General features: G+C 65.8%; 17 protein-coding genes. 8 read left to right on the forward strand and 9 right to left on the reverse strand.

Going from position 1 to position 17208, the window contains the following annotated elements; all coding sequences use genetic code 11:
- Window positions 1-42: 42 nt before the first annotated feature.
- The 3 genes from D4Q52_RS01170 to D4Q52_RS01180 form a co-directional block, all read right to left on the reverse strand.
- Window positions 43-1275, reverse strand: a complete 1233-nt coding sequence (locus D4Q52_RS01170; RefSeq protein WP_119854689.1) for a GNAT family N-acetyltransferase — start codon at window positions 1273-1275, stop codon at window positions 43-45.
- A gap of 105 nt (window positions 1276-1380) precedes the next feature.
- Window positions 1381-2133 carry a glycerophosphodiester phosphodiesterase gene (locus tag D4Q52_RS01175; RefSeq protein WP_119854690.1) on the reverse strand — a complete coding sequence of 251 codons (753 nt, stop codon included), beginning with the start codon at window positions 2131-2133 and terminating at the stop codon, window positions 1381-1383.
- Between the two features lie 14 nt (window positions 2134-2147).
- On the reverse strand, window positions 2148-2615 hold the full coding sequence (locus D4Q52_RS01180; RefSeq protein ID WP_119854854.1) for a RidA family protein: 468 nt from the start codon (window positions 2613-2615) through the stop codon (window positions 2148-2150).
- Between the two features lie 283 nt (window positions 2616-2898).
- On the opposite strand from D4Q52_RS01180, the gene D4Q52_RS01185 reads away from it, so the two are divergent.
- Window positions 2899-3720 (forward strand): cell envelope integrity EipB family protein, encoded by an 822-nt coding sequence (locus tag D4Q52_RS01185; RefSeq protein ID WP_234831032.1) that lies wholly within the window; start codon window positions 2899-2901, stop codon window positions 3718-3720.
- A 579-nt stretch (window positions 3721-4299) separates the two neighbouring features.
- Here D4Q52_RS01185 and D4Q52_RS01195 read toward each other — a convergent pair.
- Window positions 4300-5586 (reverse strand): DNA polymerase IV, encoded by a 1287-nt coding sequence (locus D4Q52_RS01195; protein ID WP_119854693.1) that lies wholly within the window; start codon window positions 5584-5586, stop codon window positions 4300-4302.
- A 10-nt stretch (window positions 5587-5596) separates the two neighbouring features.
- The gene (locus D4Q52_RS01200; protein ID WP_119854694.1) at window positions 5597-5896 is read right to left on the reverse strand and encodes a DUF3572 domain-containing protein; all 300 of its coding nucleotides are present in this window, start codon (window positions 5894-5896) and stop codon (window positions 5597-5599) included.
- A 142-nt stretch (window positions 5897-6038) separates the two neighbouring features.
- Between D4Q52_RS01200 and D4Q52_RS01205 the strand changes: the two genes are divergently transcribed.
- From D4Q52_RS01205 to D4Q52_RS01230, 6 genes are all read left to right on the forward strand, one after another.
- Window positions 6039-6404 carry a response regulator gene (locus tag D4Q52_RS01205; RefSeq protein ID WP_119854695.1) on the forward strand — a complete coding sequence of 122 codons (366 nt, stop codon included), beginning with the start codon at window positions 6039-6041 and terminating at the stop codon, window positions 6402-6404.
- An 8-nt stretch (window positions 6405-6412) separates the two neighbouring features.
- The gene (locus D4Q52_RS01210; RefSeq protein WP_119854696.1) at window positions 6413-7786 is read left to right on the forward strand and encodes a PleD family two-component system response regulator; all 1374 of its coding nucleotides are present in this window, start codon (window positions 6413-6415) and stop codon (window positions 7784-7786) included.
- Window positions 7787-7792: 6 nt separating this feature from the next.
- Entirely contained in the window at window positions 7793-7975 is a 183-nt protein-coding gene (locus D4Q52_RS01215; RefSeq protein ID WP_119854697.1) for a type II toxin-antitoxin system HigB family toxin, read from the forward strand.
- Window positions 7976-8093: 118 nt separating this feature from the next.
- Window positions 8094-8369 carry a helix-turn-helix domain-containing protein gene (locus D4Q52_RS01220; RefSeq protein WP_349627401.1) on the forward strand — a complete coding sequence of 92 codons (276 nt, stop codon included), beginning with the start codon at window positions 8094-8096 and terminating at the stop codon, window positions 8367-8369.
- 443 nt (window positions 8370-8812) lie between these two features.
- The gene (locus D4Q52_RS01225; protein WP_119854698.1) at window positions 8813-9301 is read left to right on the forward strand and encodes a (2Fe-2S)-binding protein; all 489 of its coding nucleotides are present in this window, start codon (window positions 8813-8815) and stop codon (window positions 9299-9301) included.
- Window positions 9298-11598, forward strand: coding sequence for a xanthine dehydrogenase family protein molybdopterin-binding subunit (locus tag D4Q52_RS01230; protein WP_119854699.1), 2301 nt, complete (start codon window positions 9298-9300; stop codon window positions 11596-11598). The genes D4Q52_RS01225 and D4Q52_RS01230 overlap by 4 nt, the downstream gene beginning before the upstream one ends.
- 245 nt (window positions 11599-11843) lie before the next feature.
- Here the strand turns inward: D4Q52_RS01230 and rpmG are convergent, their stop codons facing one another.
- A complete protein-coding gene (gene rpmG, locus D4Q52_RS01235; protein WP_119854700.1) occupies window positions 11844-12011 on the reverse strand; it encodes a 50S ribosomal protein L33 in 168 nt (55 codons plus the stop codon).
- 290 nt (window positions 12012-12301) lie between these two features.
- Between rpmG and D4Q52_RS01240 the strand changes: the two genes are divergently transcribed.
- Window positions 12302-13552, forward strand: a complete 1251-nt coding sequence (locus D4Q52_RS01240; protein WP_119854701.1) for an MFS transporter — start codon at window positions 12302-12304, stop codon at window positions 13550-13552.
- 22 nt (window positions 13553-13574) lie between these two features.
- Here D4Q52_RS01240 and D4Q52_RS01245 read toward each other — a convergent pair whose 3' ends face one another.
- The 3 genes from D4Q52_RS01245 to rnr form a co-directional block, all read right to left on the reverse strand.
- Window positions 13575-14333 carry an NUDIX hydrolase gene (locus tag D4Q52_RS01245; protein WP_119854702.1) on the reverse strand — a complete coding sequence of 253 codons (759 nt, stop codon included), beginning with the start codon at window positions 14331-14333 and terminating at the stop codon, window positions 13575-13577.
- 67 nt (window positions 14334-14400) lie between these two features.
- Window positions 14401-14835: a DUF983 domain-containing protein gene (locus D4Q52_RS01250; RefSeq protein WP_119854703.1), complete on the reverse strand. Its 435-nt coding sequence runs from the start codon at window positions 14833-14835 to the stop codon at window positions 14401-14403.
- A complete protein-coding gene (gene rnr / locus D4Q52_RS01255; protein WP_119854704.1) occupies window positions 14832-17207 on the reverse strand; it encodes a ribonuclease R in 2376 nt (791 codons plus the stop codon). Before rnr ends, D4Q52_RS01250 begins: the two co-directional genes overlap by 4 nt.
- Window position 17208: the final 1 nt, after the last annotated feature.

Here is a 17208-nt window from a genome sequence, read left to right on the forward strand (position 1 = left end):
CGGCGATTTTCGGCCGGACTTTCGCCGCGCCGCGCGGGGCGGTCAAGCCGGATCGGCATCCTTGCGGAAAGGACCAGCCTCGGTCAGCTCGCGTCCCATCTCGTCCACATACATTCGCTCGCGCTTCAGATAGTCGGCGATGGCGCGGCGCAGCGCCGGGTCGGCGATGTAATGCGCCGAGTAGGTGGTCTGCGGCAGGTAGCCGCGCGCCACCTTGTGCTCGCCCTGGGCGCCGGCTTCGACCACCTTGAGGCCGCGCGCGATCGCAAAATCGATCGCCTGATAGTAGCACACCTCGAAATGCAGGAACGGGTGATGCTCGATCGCGCCCCAGTGCCGGCCGAACAGCGTATCGCCGCCGATGAAGTTGATCGCGCCGGCGACCCAGCGGCCGTCGCGCCGCGCCATCACCAGCAGCACATCGTTCGGCATCGTCTCGCCGATCAGCGAATAGAACGCGCGATTGAGATACGGCCGGCCCCATTTGCGCGAACCGGTCTCCATGTAGAATTCGAAGAACGCGTCCCAGGCGTCCTCGGTGAGGTCGGCGCCGGTGAGGTGATGGATGGTGATGCCGTTGGCCACCGCATCGCGGCGCTCGCGCTTGATCGCCTTGCGGTGGCGCGAGTTCAGCGTGGCGAGGAAATCGTCGAAGCTGGAGTAGCCTTGATTGTGCCAGTGAAACTGCTGGTCGGTGCGCTGCAGGAATCCCTGCTCGGCGAGGAAGCGCCATTCCGACTCGCGCGCGAAGGTGACGTGGGCGGACGACGCCTCACTCAGCTTGCACAGCGCGACCATTCCGCTCGCCAGAGCTGAAGCGACTTCGCTGGCGTCTTCGCCAGGGCGGATCAAGAGGCGCGGGCCGGTCGCCGGCGTGAACGGAACCGAGGCCTGCAGCTTCGGATAGTAGCTGCCGCCGGCGCGCTCATAGGCGTCGGCCCAGCCGCGGTCGAACACGTATTCGCCCTGCGAATGCGATTTCAGGTAGCACGGCACGATGCCGAGGACCTGGTCGCCGCGCCTCGCGACGAGATGGCGCGGCCCCCAGCCGGTGCGCACGCTGGCGGATTTGGACGTCTCCAGCGCCGAGAAAAACGCGTGCGACGTGAACGGATTATAGGCCGCGGCCGAAGTCGTGCAGGAGGCTGCTGCAGCATCGGATGAAGCCACGTCCGGCGGCGCCAGGGCGCCGCGGGCGCAAGCATCCCAATCGGCCGCCGCAATGGCGCCAACCGAGGGGACGGCTTCGAGGGTGATGTCGGGCGAACGACTCAAGGATCGATCACAGGCGATGATGGCGCGTTTGCATCATGCCCTGAGATTGGCGCCTGATCGCCGGCTGCGCAAGGGTGCGGCAAGCGTGGGACAGGGCTGCGGCGATCACGGTTCGGGAACGAAGCCTTCGAAGATCATCTGGTCGGCATGGGCGGCGGCGCGGGCGCGTTGCTGCGGCGTGCGAACCGTCCAGGCTAACAGCGCGCAGCCGAACAGGTTTCGGGCGATCCACGGCGCAGGAGCGGGGAGGTCATCAACCCGGTAGGCGACGAAATGCGGCTGGGTGCGCAGGCCATGGCGCAGCGCCTCCATTGGCCTGCGTTGCGCCTCGTTGAGCTTGGCCCAATAGGCGTCGTCATAGCGCCGCTCGGCGGTGATGCCGCGCGGCAATTGCGGCGCCAGCTCGCGCAGCGCTAGCACCTGGTCGGGATCGAACGACATCGCCGCCACCGGCCCATGATAGCCAGCGAGCACCGCAACCAGCCGTGACGCCAGCTTGCGGTCGCCGTCGAAATGGCTCTTCAGCTCGATCAGCAGAGGCACCCGGCCGGCGACGAGGTCGCAGAGTTCGCCGACCGACATCATCCGCTCGGGCGTGTCATTGAAGGCGACCTGGCGCAGGCCGGCGGCGGTCAGCGACAGCAGCGGCGCGCTGCCCTCGGTCAGCCGGCCGAGGCTGTCGTCGTGATGCACCATCGCCTCGCCATCGGCGGTGAGCTGGATATCGACCTCAATGGCGAAATTGCCGGCGATCGCCGCATTGATGGCCGCCGGCATGTTTTCGAGCACGCCGCGGGCGCGGTCGTGCAGTCCGCGATGCGCGACCGGACGTGCGGTCAGCCAGTCGGGAGCGCGCATCGGATCGGGCCGGATCAGGCGACTTCGAACAGGCCTTCGACCTCGACCGCGGCATCGGCCGGCAGCGAGGCGACGCCGATCGTGGTGCGGGCGTGGCGGCCCTTGTCGCCGAACGCCGCGACCATCAGGTCGGAGGCGCCGTTCATCACCTTCGGACCGTCGGTGAAGTCGGGCGTCGAGTTGATGAAGCCGCCGAGCCGTACCACGCGCACCACCTTGTCGAGATCGCCGAGTGCGGCCTTGAGCTGCGCCAGCAGATTGATCGCGCAGGCGCGCGCCGCGGCGTTACCATCTTCGATGCTGACATTGGCACCGAGCTTGCCCTTGGCGACGAGCTTGCCGTCGGTGTCGAAGCAGATCTGGCCGGACACCACCAGCAGATTGCCGGTGCGGACGAACCCGACATAGTTGGCGACCGGGCTGGTGGGTTCCGGCAGGACAATGCCCTGCGCGCTGAGTTTCTGCTCGATGGCTCCGGCCATTGTGGTCCCCATTATCTGTTCGTCAGAGGTCTGTTCATTGAGCCGGCCGGCGTGCGGCGGCCGCACCTGTTTGGCCGATTGCGGCAGCTCTGGCAAGCAAGCCGCCGGGCGACCCGATCAGCCGGGTTTGTTGCAAATCCGTCCGCGATTTCACCGTAATCGGATGTTCCTTCGGCGGTAGCTGTTGCGGCTGAAGCGGCCGCTGCCTATCCTCAACCGAGGTTCCTACGGAGACGACATGCGCAAGCTACCTCAGACGAGCCTCCGCTGTGCGATGCTGGCGATGACGGTGATCGGCGCTGCTGCGCTGGGTGCCGGGCCCGCCGCCGCCGGCCCGAGCGTGACCTTCCTGCCGCATCAGGCGCTGTACGAACTCAGCCTGATGAAAACGCGCAACAACGCTTCGGTGAGTACGGTGCGCGGCCGCATCCTGTACAATTTCTCCGGCAATGCGTGCGAAGGCTACACCTCGGATTTCCGCCAGGTGTCGGAGATCGAGAGCGGCGAGGGCAAGAATACGCTGAGCGATCTGCGCTCGTCGAGCTGGGAGGACGCCACCGGCAAGAGCTATCGCTTCAAGATCGACACCAAGATGAATGACAGCGACTCCAGCGACGTCGACGGTGTCGCCGAGCGAACAGGCGACAATATCACGGTGAAGCTCAAGCAGCCGGTTCAGAAGACCTTCACGCTCGACGGCAAGACTGTGTTCCCGACCGAGCAGATCGAACGCATCATCGCCGCCGCGCGCGAGGGCAAGTCGCTGCTCGAGCTGCAGGTCTATGACGGCTCCGACGGCGGCGAGAAGGTCTACAACACGCTGACCGTGATCGGTCAGGCCATCCCCGGCGACCGCGCGGCGGCGACGCCCGATCCGGCGACCTCCGACGGGGCGATGAAGTCGCTGACGCGCTGGCCCGTCACGGTCAGCTACTACGACCGCAGCGCCAAGTCGGACTCTGGCGAGCAGACGCCGGTCTACGCGATGAGCTTCGAACTTTACGAGAACGGCGTTTCGCGCTCGCTGGTGCTCGACTACAACGACTTCGTCCTCGCCGGTGCCATGGGCAAGCTGGACGTCAAGGCGGTCAAGCCGTGTAAGTAGAACGCGCCTGCTCGCCCGTACGCCGAGCGCGACGTCTCAATTAGTTCGTCATGGCCGGGCTCGTCCCGGCCATCCACGTCTTGGGCCCATCCTGCGGAAAAGGCGTGGATGCCCGGGACAAGCCCACTACTGTCCGGTTTAAATTGGAAGGCAAAACTGCGAGTCGTGTGAGTCACTTACGGCTGTTCCGCCGTCACTCGAATACTTGCTAACGTTAGGCAAACCCCTGCGAATGGCTCGATTGTGGTCACCGCCGGCACCCCCACCTGTCATGCCGCCGAGGCGCGATCTCCAAAAGATCGAATCTTGTCAAGGCGAATTGCACCAATGGCGAGTCGTGGCAGCAAGTCGCAACCGTTTTGTCTAAACCGGACAGCAGTGGGACAAGCCCGGGCATGACGGATGTGGGTGCGTGACGCCTTTCAGCACTTCATTTCAGTTGTTGATCTCAGCCTATCCCCTCGTCATTGCGAGGAGCGTAGCGACGAAGCAATCCACGCCGCACGCGTGGCGCTGGATTGCTTCGCTTCGCTCGCAATGACGGGGAGAGTTGGTGCTGACTGATCGGGCGCCGCGACCTCAGCTCCGCGGCTTGTCCGGGCCCGTATACACCAGGCCCAGGATCACCGCGGCGTTGCCGAACTTCTTCCGCAGGTCGTCTATCGCCCGTTCGGCGGTGGCGGCGCGGCGGTCGAGCAGGTCGGACTCGTCGGCCTGGGTCTGCTCGCTGAGCGCGCTGACGCCGGTGCCAATCAGGCGGAAGGCGGTGCCGTCGATTTCCTTGGCCAGCATCTCGCGCGAGATCGCGTAGATGCGGTTGGCCATCTGGGTCGGCGCGTGGATCGTCTGCGAGCGGGTGCGCTGACGGAAGTCGGCGGTCTTCAGCTTCAACGTCACGGTCGAACCGGCCAGCGCCGCGCCCTTCAGCCGCGACGACACCTTCTCGGACAGCCGCCAGAGGATGCGTTCGAGCGTTTCGAGGTCGCGGATGTCGGTGTCGAACGTGGTCTCGTTGGAGATCGACTTGGCGCCGCGGTCCGGCACCACTTTACGGTCATCGATGCCGCGCGCCAGCCGCCGGAGCCGCCGGCCTTCGTCGCCGAACTGCCGCATCAGCTCGATCTCGTCGGCCTTCTGCAGGTCGCCAATGCTGCGGAAGCCGCGCTGGCCGAGGCGGGCCTCGGTGGCCGGGCCGACGCCGAAGATGAAGCCGACCGGCCGCGGCGCCAGCATCTCGCGCGCGTCGCTTTGGCCGAGTGCCGCGAAGCCGCGAGGCTTGTCGAGATCCGAGGCGATCTTGGCGAGAAACTTGTTGCACGACAGTCCGACCGACACGGTGATGCCGATGTCGCGCTCGACCTGCCGGGCGAACCGCGCCAGCACTTTCGCCGCGATGGTGCCGTGCAGCCGCTCGGTGCCGGACAGGTCGAGGAACGCCTCGTCGATCGACAACGGCTCGACCAGCGGCGTCAGCTGCAGCATCGCCTGCCGCACCTCGCGGCCGACTCGGACGTATTTGGCCATGTCGGGCCGCACCACGGCGGCCGACGGGCACAGCGCCAGGGCCTTGAACATTGGCATCGCCGAGCGCACGCCGTAGGTGCGGGCGATGTAGCAGGCGGCCGAGACCACGCCGCGCTTGCCGCCGCCGATGATCACCGGCCTGTCGGCGAGCTCGGGATTGTCGCGCTTTTCGACGGTCGCGTAGAACGCGTCGCAGTCGATATGCGCCATTGTCAGGTTCGGGAGTTCGGGATGGCCGATCAGCCGCGGGGAACCGCAGGCCGCACAGCGCCGTGCCGCCGCCGCGCTGTCGGCAAGGCAATCACGGCAGAAGCGCAGCGGTCCGCGCGGCAGTTCGGTCACCGGAGCAGACTCATGGAATGTCGCGCTCCCAGGGCTTCTCCTCCAGCGCCTGCAGCGCTGCCGCCACGTTGGTCGGGTCGAGCTCGACCGAGCTGGCGAAGGCCTTCACGGTCGCATCGTCGCGCATGATGAACTGCAGCACATTGACCAGGAACTGCGGATCGGTGGCGGACTGTCGCAGCGTCTCCGGACCGAGGCCGGTTTCGGCCAGGAACAGCCCCAGCCGCTCGGGCTCCGAGGCGATGAAGGACAGCGCCTGAACTGCCACGATTTCAGAAACTTGCCGAAGATTGTGAACACGCTTTGGCATCGGGAATGTTTGCCTTTCCGTAACTTCTGGTCTCTATTTTATTCAATCATGCCCGAGTCTTGCATGGGGTGCATGCGGCGGTCGCCAAATCGCCGCGAGTGTCCCGGACCCGGGCATTTCCGTATCAGGATAGGAGGGCGGGATGGCCAAAACCGTCCTGATCGTGGAGGACAACGAGCTTAACATGAAGCTCTTTCGCGACCTGCTGGAAGCCCATGGCTACCAGACGTCGGGGACAAGCAACGGTTATGAAGCGCTCGACCTGGTCCGCAAGCTGCGTCCCGATCTGATCCTGATGGACATTCAGCTGCCCCAGGTGTCCGGTCTGGATGTCACGCGCTGGATCAAGGATGATCCAGACCTGCGCCATATCCCGGTGGTGGCGGTGACCGCGTTCGCGATGAAGGGCGACGAAGAACGCATCCGCGAAGGCGGCTGCGAGGCCTATCTGTCGAAGCCGATTTCGGTGGGCAAGTTCATCGAAACGGTGCGCCGCTTCATCGGTTAGGAGAAGGCATGTCCGCACGGATCCTGGTGGTCGACGACATTCCGACCAACGTCAAGCTGCTCGAAGCGCGGTTGTCGGCGGAGTATTTCGACGTCGTCACCGCGTCGAACGGCGCGCAGGCGCTGGAGGTCTGCGAGCGCGCGGAATGCGACATCGTGCTGCTCGACGTGATGATGCCGGACATGGACGGCTTCGAGGTCTGCCGCCGTCTCAAGGCCAACCCAAAGACTCATTTCATCCCCGTGGTGATGGTGACGGCGCTCGACAGCCCGGCCGACCGGGTGCGCGGGCTGGAAGCCGGCGCCGACGATTTCCTCACCAAGCCGGTGTCAGATGTCGTGCTGATCGCCCGGGTGCGATCGCTGACGCGGCTGAAGATGATGACCGACGAACTGCGGATGCGGGCGATCACCTCGTTCGAAATCGGCGTGCAGGCGCCGGAGCGCGAGGCGGTGAGCGATCAGGGGCGCGGTGGGCGTATCCTGCTGGTCGACGATCGACCGTCATCCTACGAGCGGTTGGCGCCGCTGCTCAGCGCCGAGCACTACGTCGACGTCGAACCCAATCCGTCGGAGGCGCTGTTCCACGCCGCCGAGGGCAATTACGACCTGCTGATCGTCTCGCTCGGCCTTGAGAATTTCGACGGATTGCGGCTGTGTAGCCAGGCGCGTTCGCTGGAGCGGACGCGGCATGTGCCGATTTTGGCGATCGCAGACGCCGACAGCAATTCGCGGCTGCTGCGTGGGCTGGAGATCGGCGTCAACGACTACCTGCTACGCCCGATCGACAAGAACGAACTGCTTGCGCGCGCCCGCACGCAGATCCGCCGCCGCCGCTACACCGATCATCTGCGCGACAACGTGCAGCATTCGATCGAGATGGCGATCACCGACGGTCTGACGGGCCTGCACAATCGCCGCTACATGGAAACCCATCTCGCGACGCTGGCCGAGCAGGCCGGGGCACGCGGCAAACCCTTGGCGCTGATGATCCTCGATATCGACTTCTTCAAGTCGATCAACGACACCTATGGCCACGACGCCGGCGACGACGTGCTGCGCGAGTTCGCCACGCGGATCAGGAAGTCCATCCGCGGCATCGATCTGGCGTGCCGTTACGGCGGCGAAGAGTTTGTGATCGTGATGCCGGAGACCGATCTGCAGGTGGCGCAGATGGTCGCCGAGCGGCTGCGCCGCGCCATAGCGGGCGAGCCGTTCGCGATCGAGAAGGGCACGCGCCGGATCGAGGTGACGATTTCGATCGGCTTGTCGACGTTGGAGCGCAAGAGCGAGCCGGTGCGCGACCTGCTCAAGCGCGCCGACACCGCGCTGTACCGCGCCAAGCACGACGGGCGGAACCGGGTGGTCGCGGCGGCGGCGTAGAGGCCTATCCAGAGAGCTGCTCCAAAATCGAAAGTACTCAATCGCGAGCGCGTCAGGTTCGAGAACGCTGGCGGCAATTTCCGCTTGATCGCCGCGTTCGATTTCCGCCGGCAGGTGGCCTTCGTGAAGTTCATCGGCACCCATGCCGAGTATGATCGCGTCGATGCGCTGACCGTTTCGCAGTTCTGAGGAGAGAGCCTTGGATATTCGTCCGATCCGAACCGATGATGATCACCGAGCAGCGCTTGCCGCGATCGAAGCGTGCTGAGGCGCGCCCGAAGGCTCTGAGCATGGTGACAAGCTGGACGTGCTACTCGCGCTGGTCGATCTCTACGAGGCGAAGCGGTGGCCGCTTGCGATCGACGATAGCTTCGACCCTGTCGACGTCCTGCGCTATGCGATCGATGAACTGGGACACACGCAGTCCGAACTGGCAGACCTGCTCGGATCACGATCGCGAGCTTCTGAAGTGCTGGCTCAACATCGTGCGCTGACCGTCGAGATGATCCACAAGATTACCGAAGCCTGGAAGATCCCGGCAGACCTTCTGGTTCGCCCCTACAAGACCGGACGGGCGGCGTAAGCGGCGCCATCGGTTTCCCGTCCGCATTGTTTCTTGGGATTTGTAACGGCAATCTGCCCCTATGAACGGGGCTATCGCTCGCGAGTTGTGCCAGTCGCAACCTGCGCACCAATCAGATAGTGCGTTTTTGCCAGCACCGCTTGCGGCGCTGCGGAATGACGGCAAGACGAATTCTGTTTTGCGTCGCGAAGCGCTCGGGTCGGTCGCGCAGATATACCAGATACTTGAGAGCTAATCGCAACGCACAACGGTTGCAACGTTGTTTCGGCTCGTGTTGCCGTCCGCGTTATTTTCATTAGTCCAATTCAACTTCCCAATTGCCTCCCCGCGGCAATCTGATCATCTTACCGGCAAGGTCGACATCGGTCCGGTGGATGTCAGGCCAGCAAGCCAGAAGTGAGCGCCGCCGTAAGCGGCTTCATGCACCGGCAGTGGGGAGAGATATGCTCAAGCTCAACATCAATGGGCGAAGTCTGTCCGTCGATGCGGACAACGACACGCCGCTGCTCTGGGTCATCCGCGAGCAATTGCAGATGACTGGTACCAAGTTCGGCTGCGGCGCTGGCCTATGCGGCGCCTGCACGGTGCACGTCAACGGCGAGGCTGTACGGTCGTGCCAGACATTGGCCGGTGATGTCGCTAACAAGAAGATCACGACGATCGAGGGCCTCAGCCCGAAAGGCGATCATCCGCTGCAAAAGGCGTGGATCGCCGAGCAGGTGCCACAATGCGGCTACTGCCAGTCCGGCCAGATCATGCAGGCGGCGTCGCTGCTCGCCGCCAATCCGAACCCGAGCAAGGATGAGGTCGTCGCGCATATGGACGGCAATCTGTGCCGCTGCATGACCTACTCGCGGATCCAGAAGGCGATCATGCGCGCCGCATCCGAGATGCGGACCGCCAGCAACGGCAACGAGCGGAGCGCGACATGAACCAGCACGTGAAAGTCTCACCGCCCCAGGGCGTCGACCTCAGCCGCCGCTCGTTCCTGGTCGGCACCGCCGCCGCCGGGCTCGTGCTCGGCTACAGCAGCGTGCCCGGAGTGCTCGGCGCCGATCAGGCGCTCGCGGCGCCCTCGGCATTTGAACCCAGCGTCTGGTACGCGATCGGGCCGGACGGCCTCGTCACCGTGACCTGCGGCAAGGCTGACATGGGCCAGCACATCGCCTCGACCATGGCGCAGATCATCTGCGAAGAGCTCGGCGCCAGTTGGAAGGACATGCGGGTCCAGCTCGCCTCCAACGATCCGAAGTTCAACGATCCCGTGCTCGGCGCGCAGATCACCGGCGGCAGCTGGAGCACGATGATGAACTTCGACGCGATGAGCCGCGCCGGCGCCGCCGGCCGCATCGCGCTGGTCGATGCGGCGGTCGCGGCAATGGGCGTGCCGCCGTATTTCAAGGACGAACTGGTCGTGCGCGACTCCCGCGTCACCCATCCGAAGACCAGGAAGTCGATGAGCTTCGCCGAGATCGTCAAGAGCGGCAAGCTGACCAAGACGTTCACGCCGGATGAGCTCAAGGCGATCAAGCTGAAGACGCCTGATCAGTACAGCATGATCGGCGTTTCGGTGCCGCAGCTCGACATTCCGTCAAAGACCAACGGCAGCGCCAAATACGGCATCGACACCATGCTGCCCGGCATGGTGTACGGCAAGATCGTGATGCCGCCGGTGCGCTACGGCGCCTCGGTGAAATCGATCGACGACAGCGACGCCAAGAAGGTGCCGGGCTTCATCAAGGCTGTGGTGCTCGATGACAAGACCGCGACGACGACGGGGTGGGTGGTGGCGGTGGCCAACAGCTACGCCAACGCCCGCCGGGCGGCGGCCGCGCTGAAGATCAGCTACAATCCCGGCCCGAATGCCGATGTCTCCAGCGAGTCACTGCTCGCGGAGGCGAAGCGGCTGCAGGCGGAGGGTGAGTCCGGGTTGTTCTTCGTCAAGGACGGCGAGACCTCTGCGGCGCTCGGCAGCGCCGCCAAGGTGCTGGAGGCGGAGTACACCACCAGCATCAACATCCACGCGCCGCTCGAGCCGATGAACGCCACCGCGCAGCTGCAGGGCGACATCTGGCACATCTATTCCGGCAATCAGTTCGCGACGCGCTCCGGCGCGATCGCGGCGGCGGCGGCCGGTGTCGATCCGAAATACGTGGTGATGCATCAGGCCTGGCTCGGCGGCGGCTTCGGCCGCCGGCTCGACGCCGACATGATGGTGCCGGCGGTGCTGGCCGCCAAGGCGGTCGGCAAACCGGTGAAGGTGATCTACTCGCGCGAGGATGACATGACGATGGACTTCTCGCGGCCGCTCACCTTCCAGAAGGTCAAGGCGGGGCTCGACGGCGACGGCAAGCTGATCGCGATGGAGCACGACGTCGTCAGCGCATGGCCGACCAAGCGCTGGGGCATCCCGGACTTCCTGTCGCCCTCGGTCGACAAGAAGGGCGCGCTCGATGCCTTCACGGTCAACGGCGCCGACTTCTTCTACTCGGTGCCCAACCACAACGTCCGCGCCATTCTCAACGAGATGGCGCAGAACGCCACGCCCTCCGGCCAGCTCCGCTCGGTCGCGCCGGGATGGACGTTCTGGGCGGTCGAAAGCATGATCGACGAACTCGCTCATGCGGCGGGACAGGACCCGGCGCAATTCCGGATCGGCCTGCTCGACGGCAAGGGCAAGAACGACGGCGGCGCGCAGCGGCTGCGCAATACGCTGCTCGCCGCGATGGGCATGGCCGGCTACGGCGCCAAGCAACTGCCGAAAGGCGAGGGCATGGGCGTCGCCTGCGTGTCGTCGCAGGAGCGCGCGTCGGCGAGCTGGACGGCGTGCGTCGCCCATGTTGCGGTGGCGCCGAGCGGCGACGTCAAGGTGAAGAAGCTCACCATTGCGACCGATGTCGGCACGCAGGTGCATCCCGACAACATCCGCGCCCAGGTCGAGGGCGCAGCGCTGTGGGGGCTGTCGCTGGCGATGATCGAGAAGGCCACGCTGAAGCACGGCGCGATCGAGCAGAGCAACTTCGACAGCTATCACGTGCTGCGGATGAGTCAGGTGCCGGAGGTTGCGGTCAGCGTCATCGCCAATGGCGAGAAGGCGACCGGCGTCGGCGAGCCGGCGGTGACGGTGGTCGCCCCCGCGCTCGGCAACGCCATCTTCAACGCCTCCGGCGCCCGCCTACGCTCGCTGCCGATCACCGCGGAAGCGGTGAAGGCGAACATGAAGGCCTGATACTCGCGTCGTTCGAGCCGAAGCCTCTCACCACGTCATGGCCGGGCTCGTCCCGCCTGCGCGGCCGAAGCCGCTTCGGCGCGGCGAAGGCCCGGCCATCCACGTCTTTGCCAGGCGGCAAGGAAGGCGTGGATGCCCGCGACAAGCGCGGGCATGACGGGGGAGTGGGCGGCCAATCGACTTTACGCGCCAACGAAAACGGGGCCCGTCAGGGCCCCGCGAAATGCCGTGAGAGCCGTGGCGGCTTACTTGATCTTGGCTTCCTTGAAGTCGACGTGCTTGCGCGCGACCGGGTCGTACTTCTTCTTGGTCATCTTGTCGGTCATGGTGCGCGAATTCTTCTTCGTCACGTAATAGAAGCCGGTGTCGGCCGTCGAGACGAGCTTGATCTTGATGGTGACCGCTTTGGCCATGTCGGAACCTCGTATGTCGGGAATCGGTAGCGAGGTCGAACGTCAGGACCCGCGTTTGGCGCGCAAACTAGCCGTGAATGCCTGAAAGTCAAGGTTCAGGCCGGCAATCCAGGGCCCGATGAGACGCAAATTTCCTGTCTGAGCCGGTTTTTCTCGGCGTCAGCAAGGATTCGACGTGCAGATCCAACAAGACGCAGCCGGCTGCATCGCAGATCCTCGTTCTGCCGCACTCGACAAAGGGCCGTCGCGGCCCATCTTCGAGCGGTTCTGACATAGACGAAAGGCGAGCGATGAGCGTCACTGAACCCGCCCTGCGCGCGGCGGAGGGTCCAAGATCCGAGCCGCCACCACGCAAGCCCATACCGTCCGATATCGGCGGCGCGGAGCCGGGACTCGGCACCGGACTGACCCTGGCCATGGCGGCGGCGGCCGGCATCGCGGTCGCCAATATCTATTACAACCAGCCGATGCTCGGCATCATCGAGCGCGACTTCGGCGCTTCGCCGCTGACCGGAATGATCCCGACTGCAACCCAGCTCGGCTATGCGCTCGGGCTGTTTCTGCTGGTCCCGATCGGCGATCTCACCGACCGCCGTCGTCTGATCGCCGGGCAATTCGTGCTGCTGGCGCTGGCGCTGGTCGCCGTGGCGGTGGCGCCGACCGCGGGGCTCATCATCATCGCGTCGCTGATGCTGGGGGCCTCGGCAACTGTCGCCCAGCAGATCGTGCCGTTTGCGGCCGCGCTCGCCGCGCCGGCCCGGCGCGGCAAGGTCATCGGCCTGGTGATGGCGGGCTTGCTGTGCGGCATCCTGCTCAGCCGGACGATCGCCGGCTTCGTCGCCAGCCATGCCGGTTGGCGCGAAATGTTCTGGCTGTCGGCGCCGTTCGCGCTCGGCGCAGCGGCGGTGATGGCGTGGCTGCTGCCGCGCAACCAGCCGCATCTGCCGATCGGCTATGGCGCGGCGCTGGCCTCGCTGCTGTCGCTTTGGCGCGAGCAGCCGCAGCTTCGCCGAGCCACGACGGTGCAGGCGGCGCTGTTCGCGTCGTTCAGCGTGTTCTGGACGGTGCTGGCGCTGCATCTGCAGGAGCCGCGGTTTGGGCTCGGCGCCGACGCGGCGGGCCTGTTCGGGCTAGTCGGCATCGTCGGCGTGCTGGCCGCGCCGATCGCCGGGCGCTTCGCCGATCGCCGCGGACCCGAGCCGGTGATTGCGATCGGCGCGGCGTTGTCGCTGGCCTCATGGGCGCTGTTCGGCCTTTGGGGCAGTATTCCGGCACTCGTGTTGGGCGTGATTGTGCTGGATTTCGGACTGCAGGCGGCGCTGATCTCCAACCAGCACATCGTCTACGCGCTGGTGCCCGAGGCGCGCAGCCGCCTCAACACGGTGTTCATGACCGGCATGTTCATCGGCGGCGCGATCGGCTCGGCCGGCGCGGCCTTCGCCTGGTCGCATGGCGGCTGGGCTGTCGTATGTGGCTACGGCGCGGCACTGGCCGCGCTCGCGCTGATCCTCGAGATCACGGCGCGGTGGGCGCGCCGTTAGTCTCCGACGAGTTGTCGGGCGCTCAGCCGCCCGGCAGCATGTCCTTCTGCATCCGTCCGCCGTAGAAGTGGAAGAACGGAATCGGCGCATCGTGGCGCAGTGGTCCCGTCGCGAGGCGGCGGTCCAGTTCGCCTAGTACGTTCTTGGTCATCGCGTGCAGGTCGGCGAGCGGGCTGGAGCCGAGTTCGACCCACACCAGCTCCACCAGCTCTGCATCGGCATGCACGACGCCTTCGACCCGGTGGGCGATGGCGGATGCGTCGGCGGTGAAGAAACGGGTGTCGAAGCGGCGGACGCGGCCCGGCGGGGTGATGGCGCGGGCGATCAGAAAGAGGCCGGACGGATCGGGCAGCAGTCCGGCCTGACCGAACGGCTGCCACGGCCCTTCGAGACTCGACGGCACGGTGCCGGTCTTGCAGCCGAGGCACAGGCCGGTCTCCTCGCAAGCTTCGCGGATCGCCGCGATGGCGAGCGCGCGGGCGCGGGCAGGGGTGATCTTGGGGCTGCCCTTCAGCAGGTTCGCTTCGAGCTCGGGCGGAATCGGTGCTGAAACCGGCACGCGGTGGTCGAGCTTGTCGACACGGCCGCCCGGAAACACGAACTTGCCCGGCATGAACACCACCTTGTCGTGGCGGCGGCCGACCAGCACTTTTGGGATCGATCCGCTGCGATCCACCAGGATCAGCGTCGCGGCATCCTTTGGCCGAAAATAGGGGTGGTGTTTGGCCTCCGGCTCGCCCTGTTCGACGACGTTTGCTGCTTGCTGCGCAGTCTCGGTCATATCCGTCCCTGTTGGCTTCTTGTTGCGTTTCTTGCGCGGCGGTGTGGCGCCGTCGTCGTTCGGATCGTCAGGTCTTCTCCGGATGCGCCTCGTCGAAGCCGTGCATCCGGAATGCCCATTGCAGGCCGACCACCGCGCCCTTCACAGGTTGCAGCAGCAGCAGCGAGAACAGGAAGGTGATAGGCAGATAAATCGCGAGCTGCAATGCCACCGCCGGGGAGAAATTGGTTTCGATCGACAGCGCGATCGGCACCACAATGTGGCCGACGATCACGATCACCAGATAGGCGGGCAGGTCGTCGGCGCGGTGGCCGGTGAAGTCCTGGCCGCAATGCGTACAGTGATCGGCGGTCTTCAGAAAGGCGCGGAACAGCTTGCCCTCGCCGCAGCGCGGACAGCGGCAGCGCAGGCCGCGCCCCATCGCCAGCCAGACGTTGCGCTGCTCTGCGGGAGAGTGTTCCGGCGGCCAGACGACCGGTTGCTGTGTTGCGACGTCCTTCATCGCTTTGCCTTCCCTGGTTTGGTCTTCTTTGATTTCGGCGGCTTGCCGTCCTTGTTGTTGTTGCGACGCTTTGCTTTCGAGCTCTTGGCATGGGGAGCAGCGCCGCTGTCCTTGCTGCCCTTGGCCTTGCTCGTCTTGGCGCGGCCGATCGCCTTGCCCTTCGGACCCTTGCGGTGCTGGCGCTCGGCGATCGCGCCGCCGCTGATCAGCTCGAAGCGCAGCGCGCCCGCCACCGGCGCAGCTTCCACCAAACGGACGTCGACCACATCCCCCAATCGATGCATGACGCCGCTGCGCGTTCCAATCAGCGCATGCCTCGTTTCATCATAATTGTAGTACTCGCCGCCGAGCGTGCGGATCGGGATCAGCCCGTCGGCGCCGGTGTCGGCCAGCTTGACGAAAAGCCCGGCCTTGGTGACGCCCGAAATCCGGCCCTGGAACGTCGCGCCGATGCGGTCGGCGAGGTGATGGGCGATCAGCCGGTCGACGGTCTCGCGCTCGGCCTTCATGGCGCGGCGCTCGGTCAGCGAGATCTGCGCCGCGACTTCGGAGAGCGTCTCGACGGTCTCGGTCTGCGGCAGTGCGCCGTCGCCGAGGTTGAGCGCGCGGATCAGCGCGCGGTGCACCACGAGGTCGGCGTAACGCCGGATCGGCGAAGTGAAATGCGCGTAGCGGCGCAGGTTGAGGCCGAAATGGCCGTAGTTCTCGGAGCTGTATTCGGCCTGCGCCTGCGAGCGCAGCACCACTTCGTTGACCAAGGGCTCGGCGTCCTCGCCTTTGACCATCGCCAGGATGCGGTTGAACTGCGCCGGCCGCAGCGCGCCGCCTTTGGCGAAGGACAGATCAAGCGTCTTGAGGAAGTCGATCAGGTTGTGAACCTTCTCCACCGTCGGCTCGTCGTGGACGCGGTAGATCAAAGGCAACGCCTTTTTCTCCAGCATCTCGGCGGCGGCGACGTTGGCGAGGATCATGAACTCCTCGATCAGCCGATGCGCGTCGAGCCGCTCCGGCACGATGACCCGGTCGACGGTGCCGTCCGGCTTCAGCAGAATCTTGCGTTCGGGCAGATCGAGATCGAGCGGATCGCGCTCGTCGCGGCCGCGCTTGACGATAGCGTAGGCATCGTACAGCGGCTTCAGGATCGTCTCGAGCAGCGGGCCGGTGGTGTCGTCGGGTTGGCCGTCGATCGCCGCCTGCGCCTGCGCGTAGTTCAGCTTCGCCGCCGAGCGCATCAGTACGCGGTGGAACGTGTGCGAGCGCTTGCGGCCGGAGGCATCGATCACCATGCGGACGGCGAGGGCGCCGCGCGCTTCGTTCGGCTTCAAGGAGCACAGATCGTTGGAGATCCGCTCCGGCAGCATCGGCACGACGCGGTCGGGGAAGTACACGGAGTTACCGCGGCGCAGCGCGTCGCGGTCGAGCGCCGAGTCCGGCCGCACGTAGTAGGCGACATCGGCGATCGCAACGTAAACGATCACGCCGCCGTCGTTGTCAGGATCCTCGTCCGGCTCGGCATAGACCGCGTCGTCGTGGTCCTTGGCGTCCGGCGGATCGATCGTCACCAGCGGCAGTTCGCGCCAATCTTCGCGGCCCTTCAGCGTCGCCGGTTCGGCCGCCTCGGCTTCGCGGATCGCCGCCGGCGAGAATTCCTGCGGGATGTCGTGGCTGTGGATCGCGATCAGGCTGACCGCCTTCTCGGTCGCCAGCGAGCCGAGCCGTTCCTTGACGCGGCCGGAGCCCAGCCCATAGGCGCGGGTGCGGATCAGTTCGACGCTGACGAGGTCGCCGTCCTGCGCGCCGCCGGCGTCGTGCGCGGCGATGTTGAGTTCGCGGCCGGCCTGTTTCTTGTCGACCGGCACCAGCCGTCCGCCGCCGTCCGGCAGCGCGCGAAAGATACCGAGCAGCCGGGCGCGGCCGCGGTCGAGCACGCGGATGACACGGCCGACATAGGCCGGGCCTTCGTCGCGATTCTCGGACAGTTCGATGTGCAGCAGCGCGCGATCGCCGAGCCCGGCGGCGGTGCCGGGCTTCGGGCGGCGTGGGATGTGAATGCGGATCTTCGGCGCGTCGCCGTCCTGCTCGTCCCATTCGGACGGCACCGCGATCAGTTCGCCGTCGGCATCGCGCGAGGTGATATCGGCCAGCAGCGTTGGCGGCAGCGCGGCCGGCTCGGCAACCTTGCGGCGGCCGCTCTTGCGGATGCTGCCGGCGTCGGAGAGTTCGCGCAGCATCCGTTTCAGTTCGGCGCGATCGGCGTTCTTCAGGCCGTATTCGCGCGCGATCTCCCGGGTGCCGACCTTGCCGGGATGAGCGCGGATGAAGGCGAGCAGGGTGGCCTTGTCCGGAAACTTCGCGTCGCGTGGCTTGCTCACA

Source organism: Rhodopseudomonas palustris, from assembly GCF_003591005.1.
Taxonomy (GTDB): domain Bacteria; phylum Pseudomonadota; class Alphaproteobacteria; order Rhizobiales; family Xanthobacteraceae; genus Rhodopseudomonas; species Rhodopseudomonas palustris_K.

Coding starts and splice junctions, on each gene's coding strand:
- D4Q52_RS01175 (WP_119854690.1), bottom strand. CDS start 2,133: ATGCGCGCTCCCGACTGGCTGACCGCACGTCCGGTCGCGCATCGCGGA.
- D4Q52_RS01180 (WP_119854854.1), bottom strand. CDS start 2,615: ATGGCCGGAGCCATCGAGCAGAAACTCAGCGCGCAGGGCATTGTCCTG.
- D4Q52_RS01185 (WP_234831032.1), top strand. CDS start 2,899: ATGACGGTGATCGGCGCTGCTGCGCTGGGTGCCGGGCCCGCCGCCGCC.
- D4Q52_RS01200 (WP_119854694.1), bottom strand. CDS start 5,896: ATGCCAAAGCGTGTTCACAATCTTCGGCAAGTTTCTGAAATCGTGGCA.
- D4Q52_RS01205 (WP_119854695.1), top strand. CDS start 6,039: ATGGCCAAAACCGTCCTGATCGTGGAGGACAACGAGCTTAACATGAAG.
- D4Q52_RS01210 (WP_119854696.1), top strand. CDS start 6,413: ATGTCCGCACGGATCCTGGTGGTCGACGACATTCCGACCAACGTCAAG.
- D4Q52_RS01225 (WP_119854698.1), top strand. CDS start 8,813: ATGCTCAAGCTCAACATCAATGGGCGAAGTCTGTCCGTCGATGCGGAC.
- D4Q52_RS01230 (WP_119854699.1), top strand. CDS start 9,298: ATGAACCAGCACGTGAAAGTCTCACCGCCCCAGGGCGTCGACCTCAGC.
- rpmG (WP_119854700.1), bottom strand. CDS start 12,011: ATGGCCAAAGCGGTCACCATCAAGATCAAGCTCGTCTCGACGGCCGAC.
- D4Q52_RS01240 (WP_119854701.1), top strand. CDS start 12,302: ATGAGCGTCACTGAACCCGCCCTGCGCGCGGCGGAGGGTCCAAGATCC.
- D4Q52_RS01245 (WP_119854702.1), bottom strand. CDS start 14,333: ATGACCGAGACTGCGCAGCAAGCAGCAAACGTCGTCGAACAGGGCGAG.
- D4Q52_RS01250 (WP_119854703.1), bottom strand. CDS start 14,835: ATGAAGGACGTCGCAACACAGCAACCGGTCGTCTGGCCGCCGGAACAC.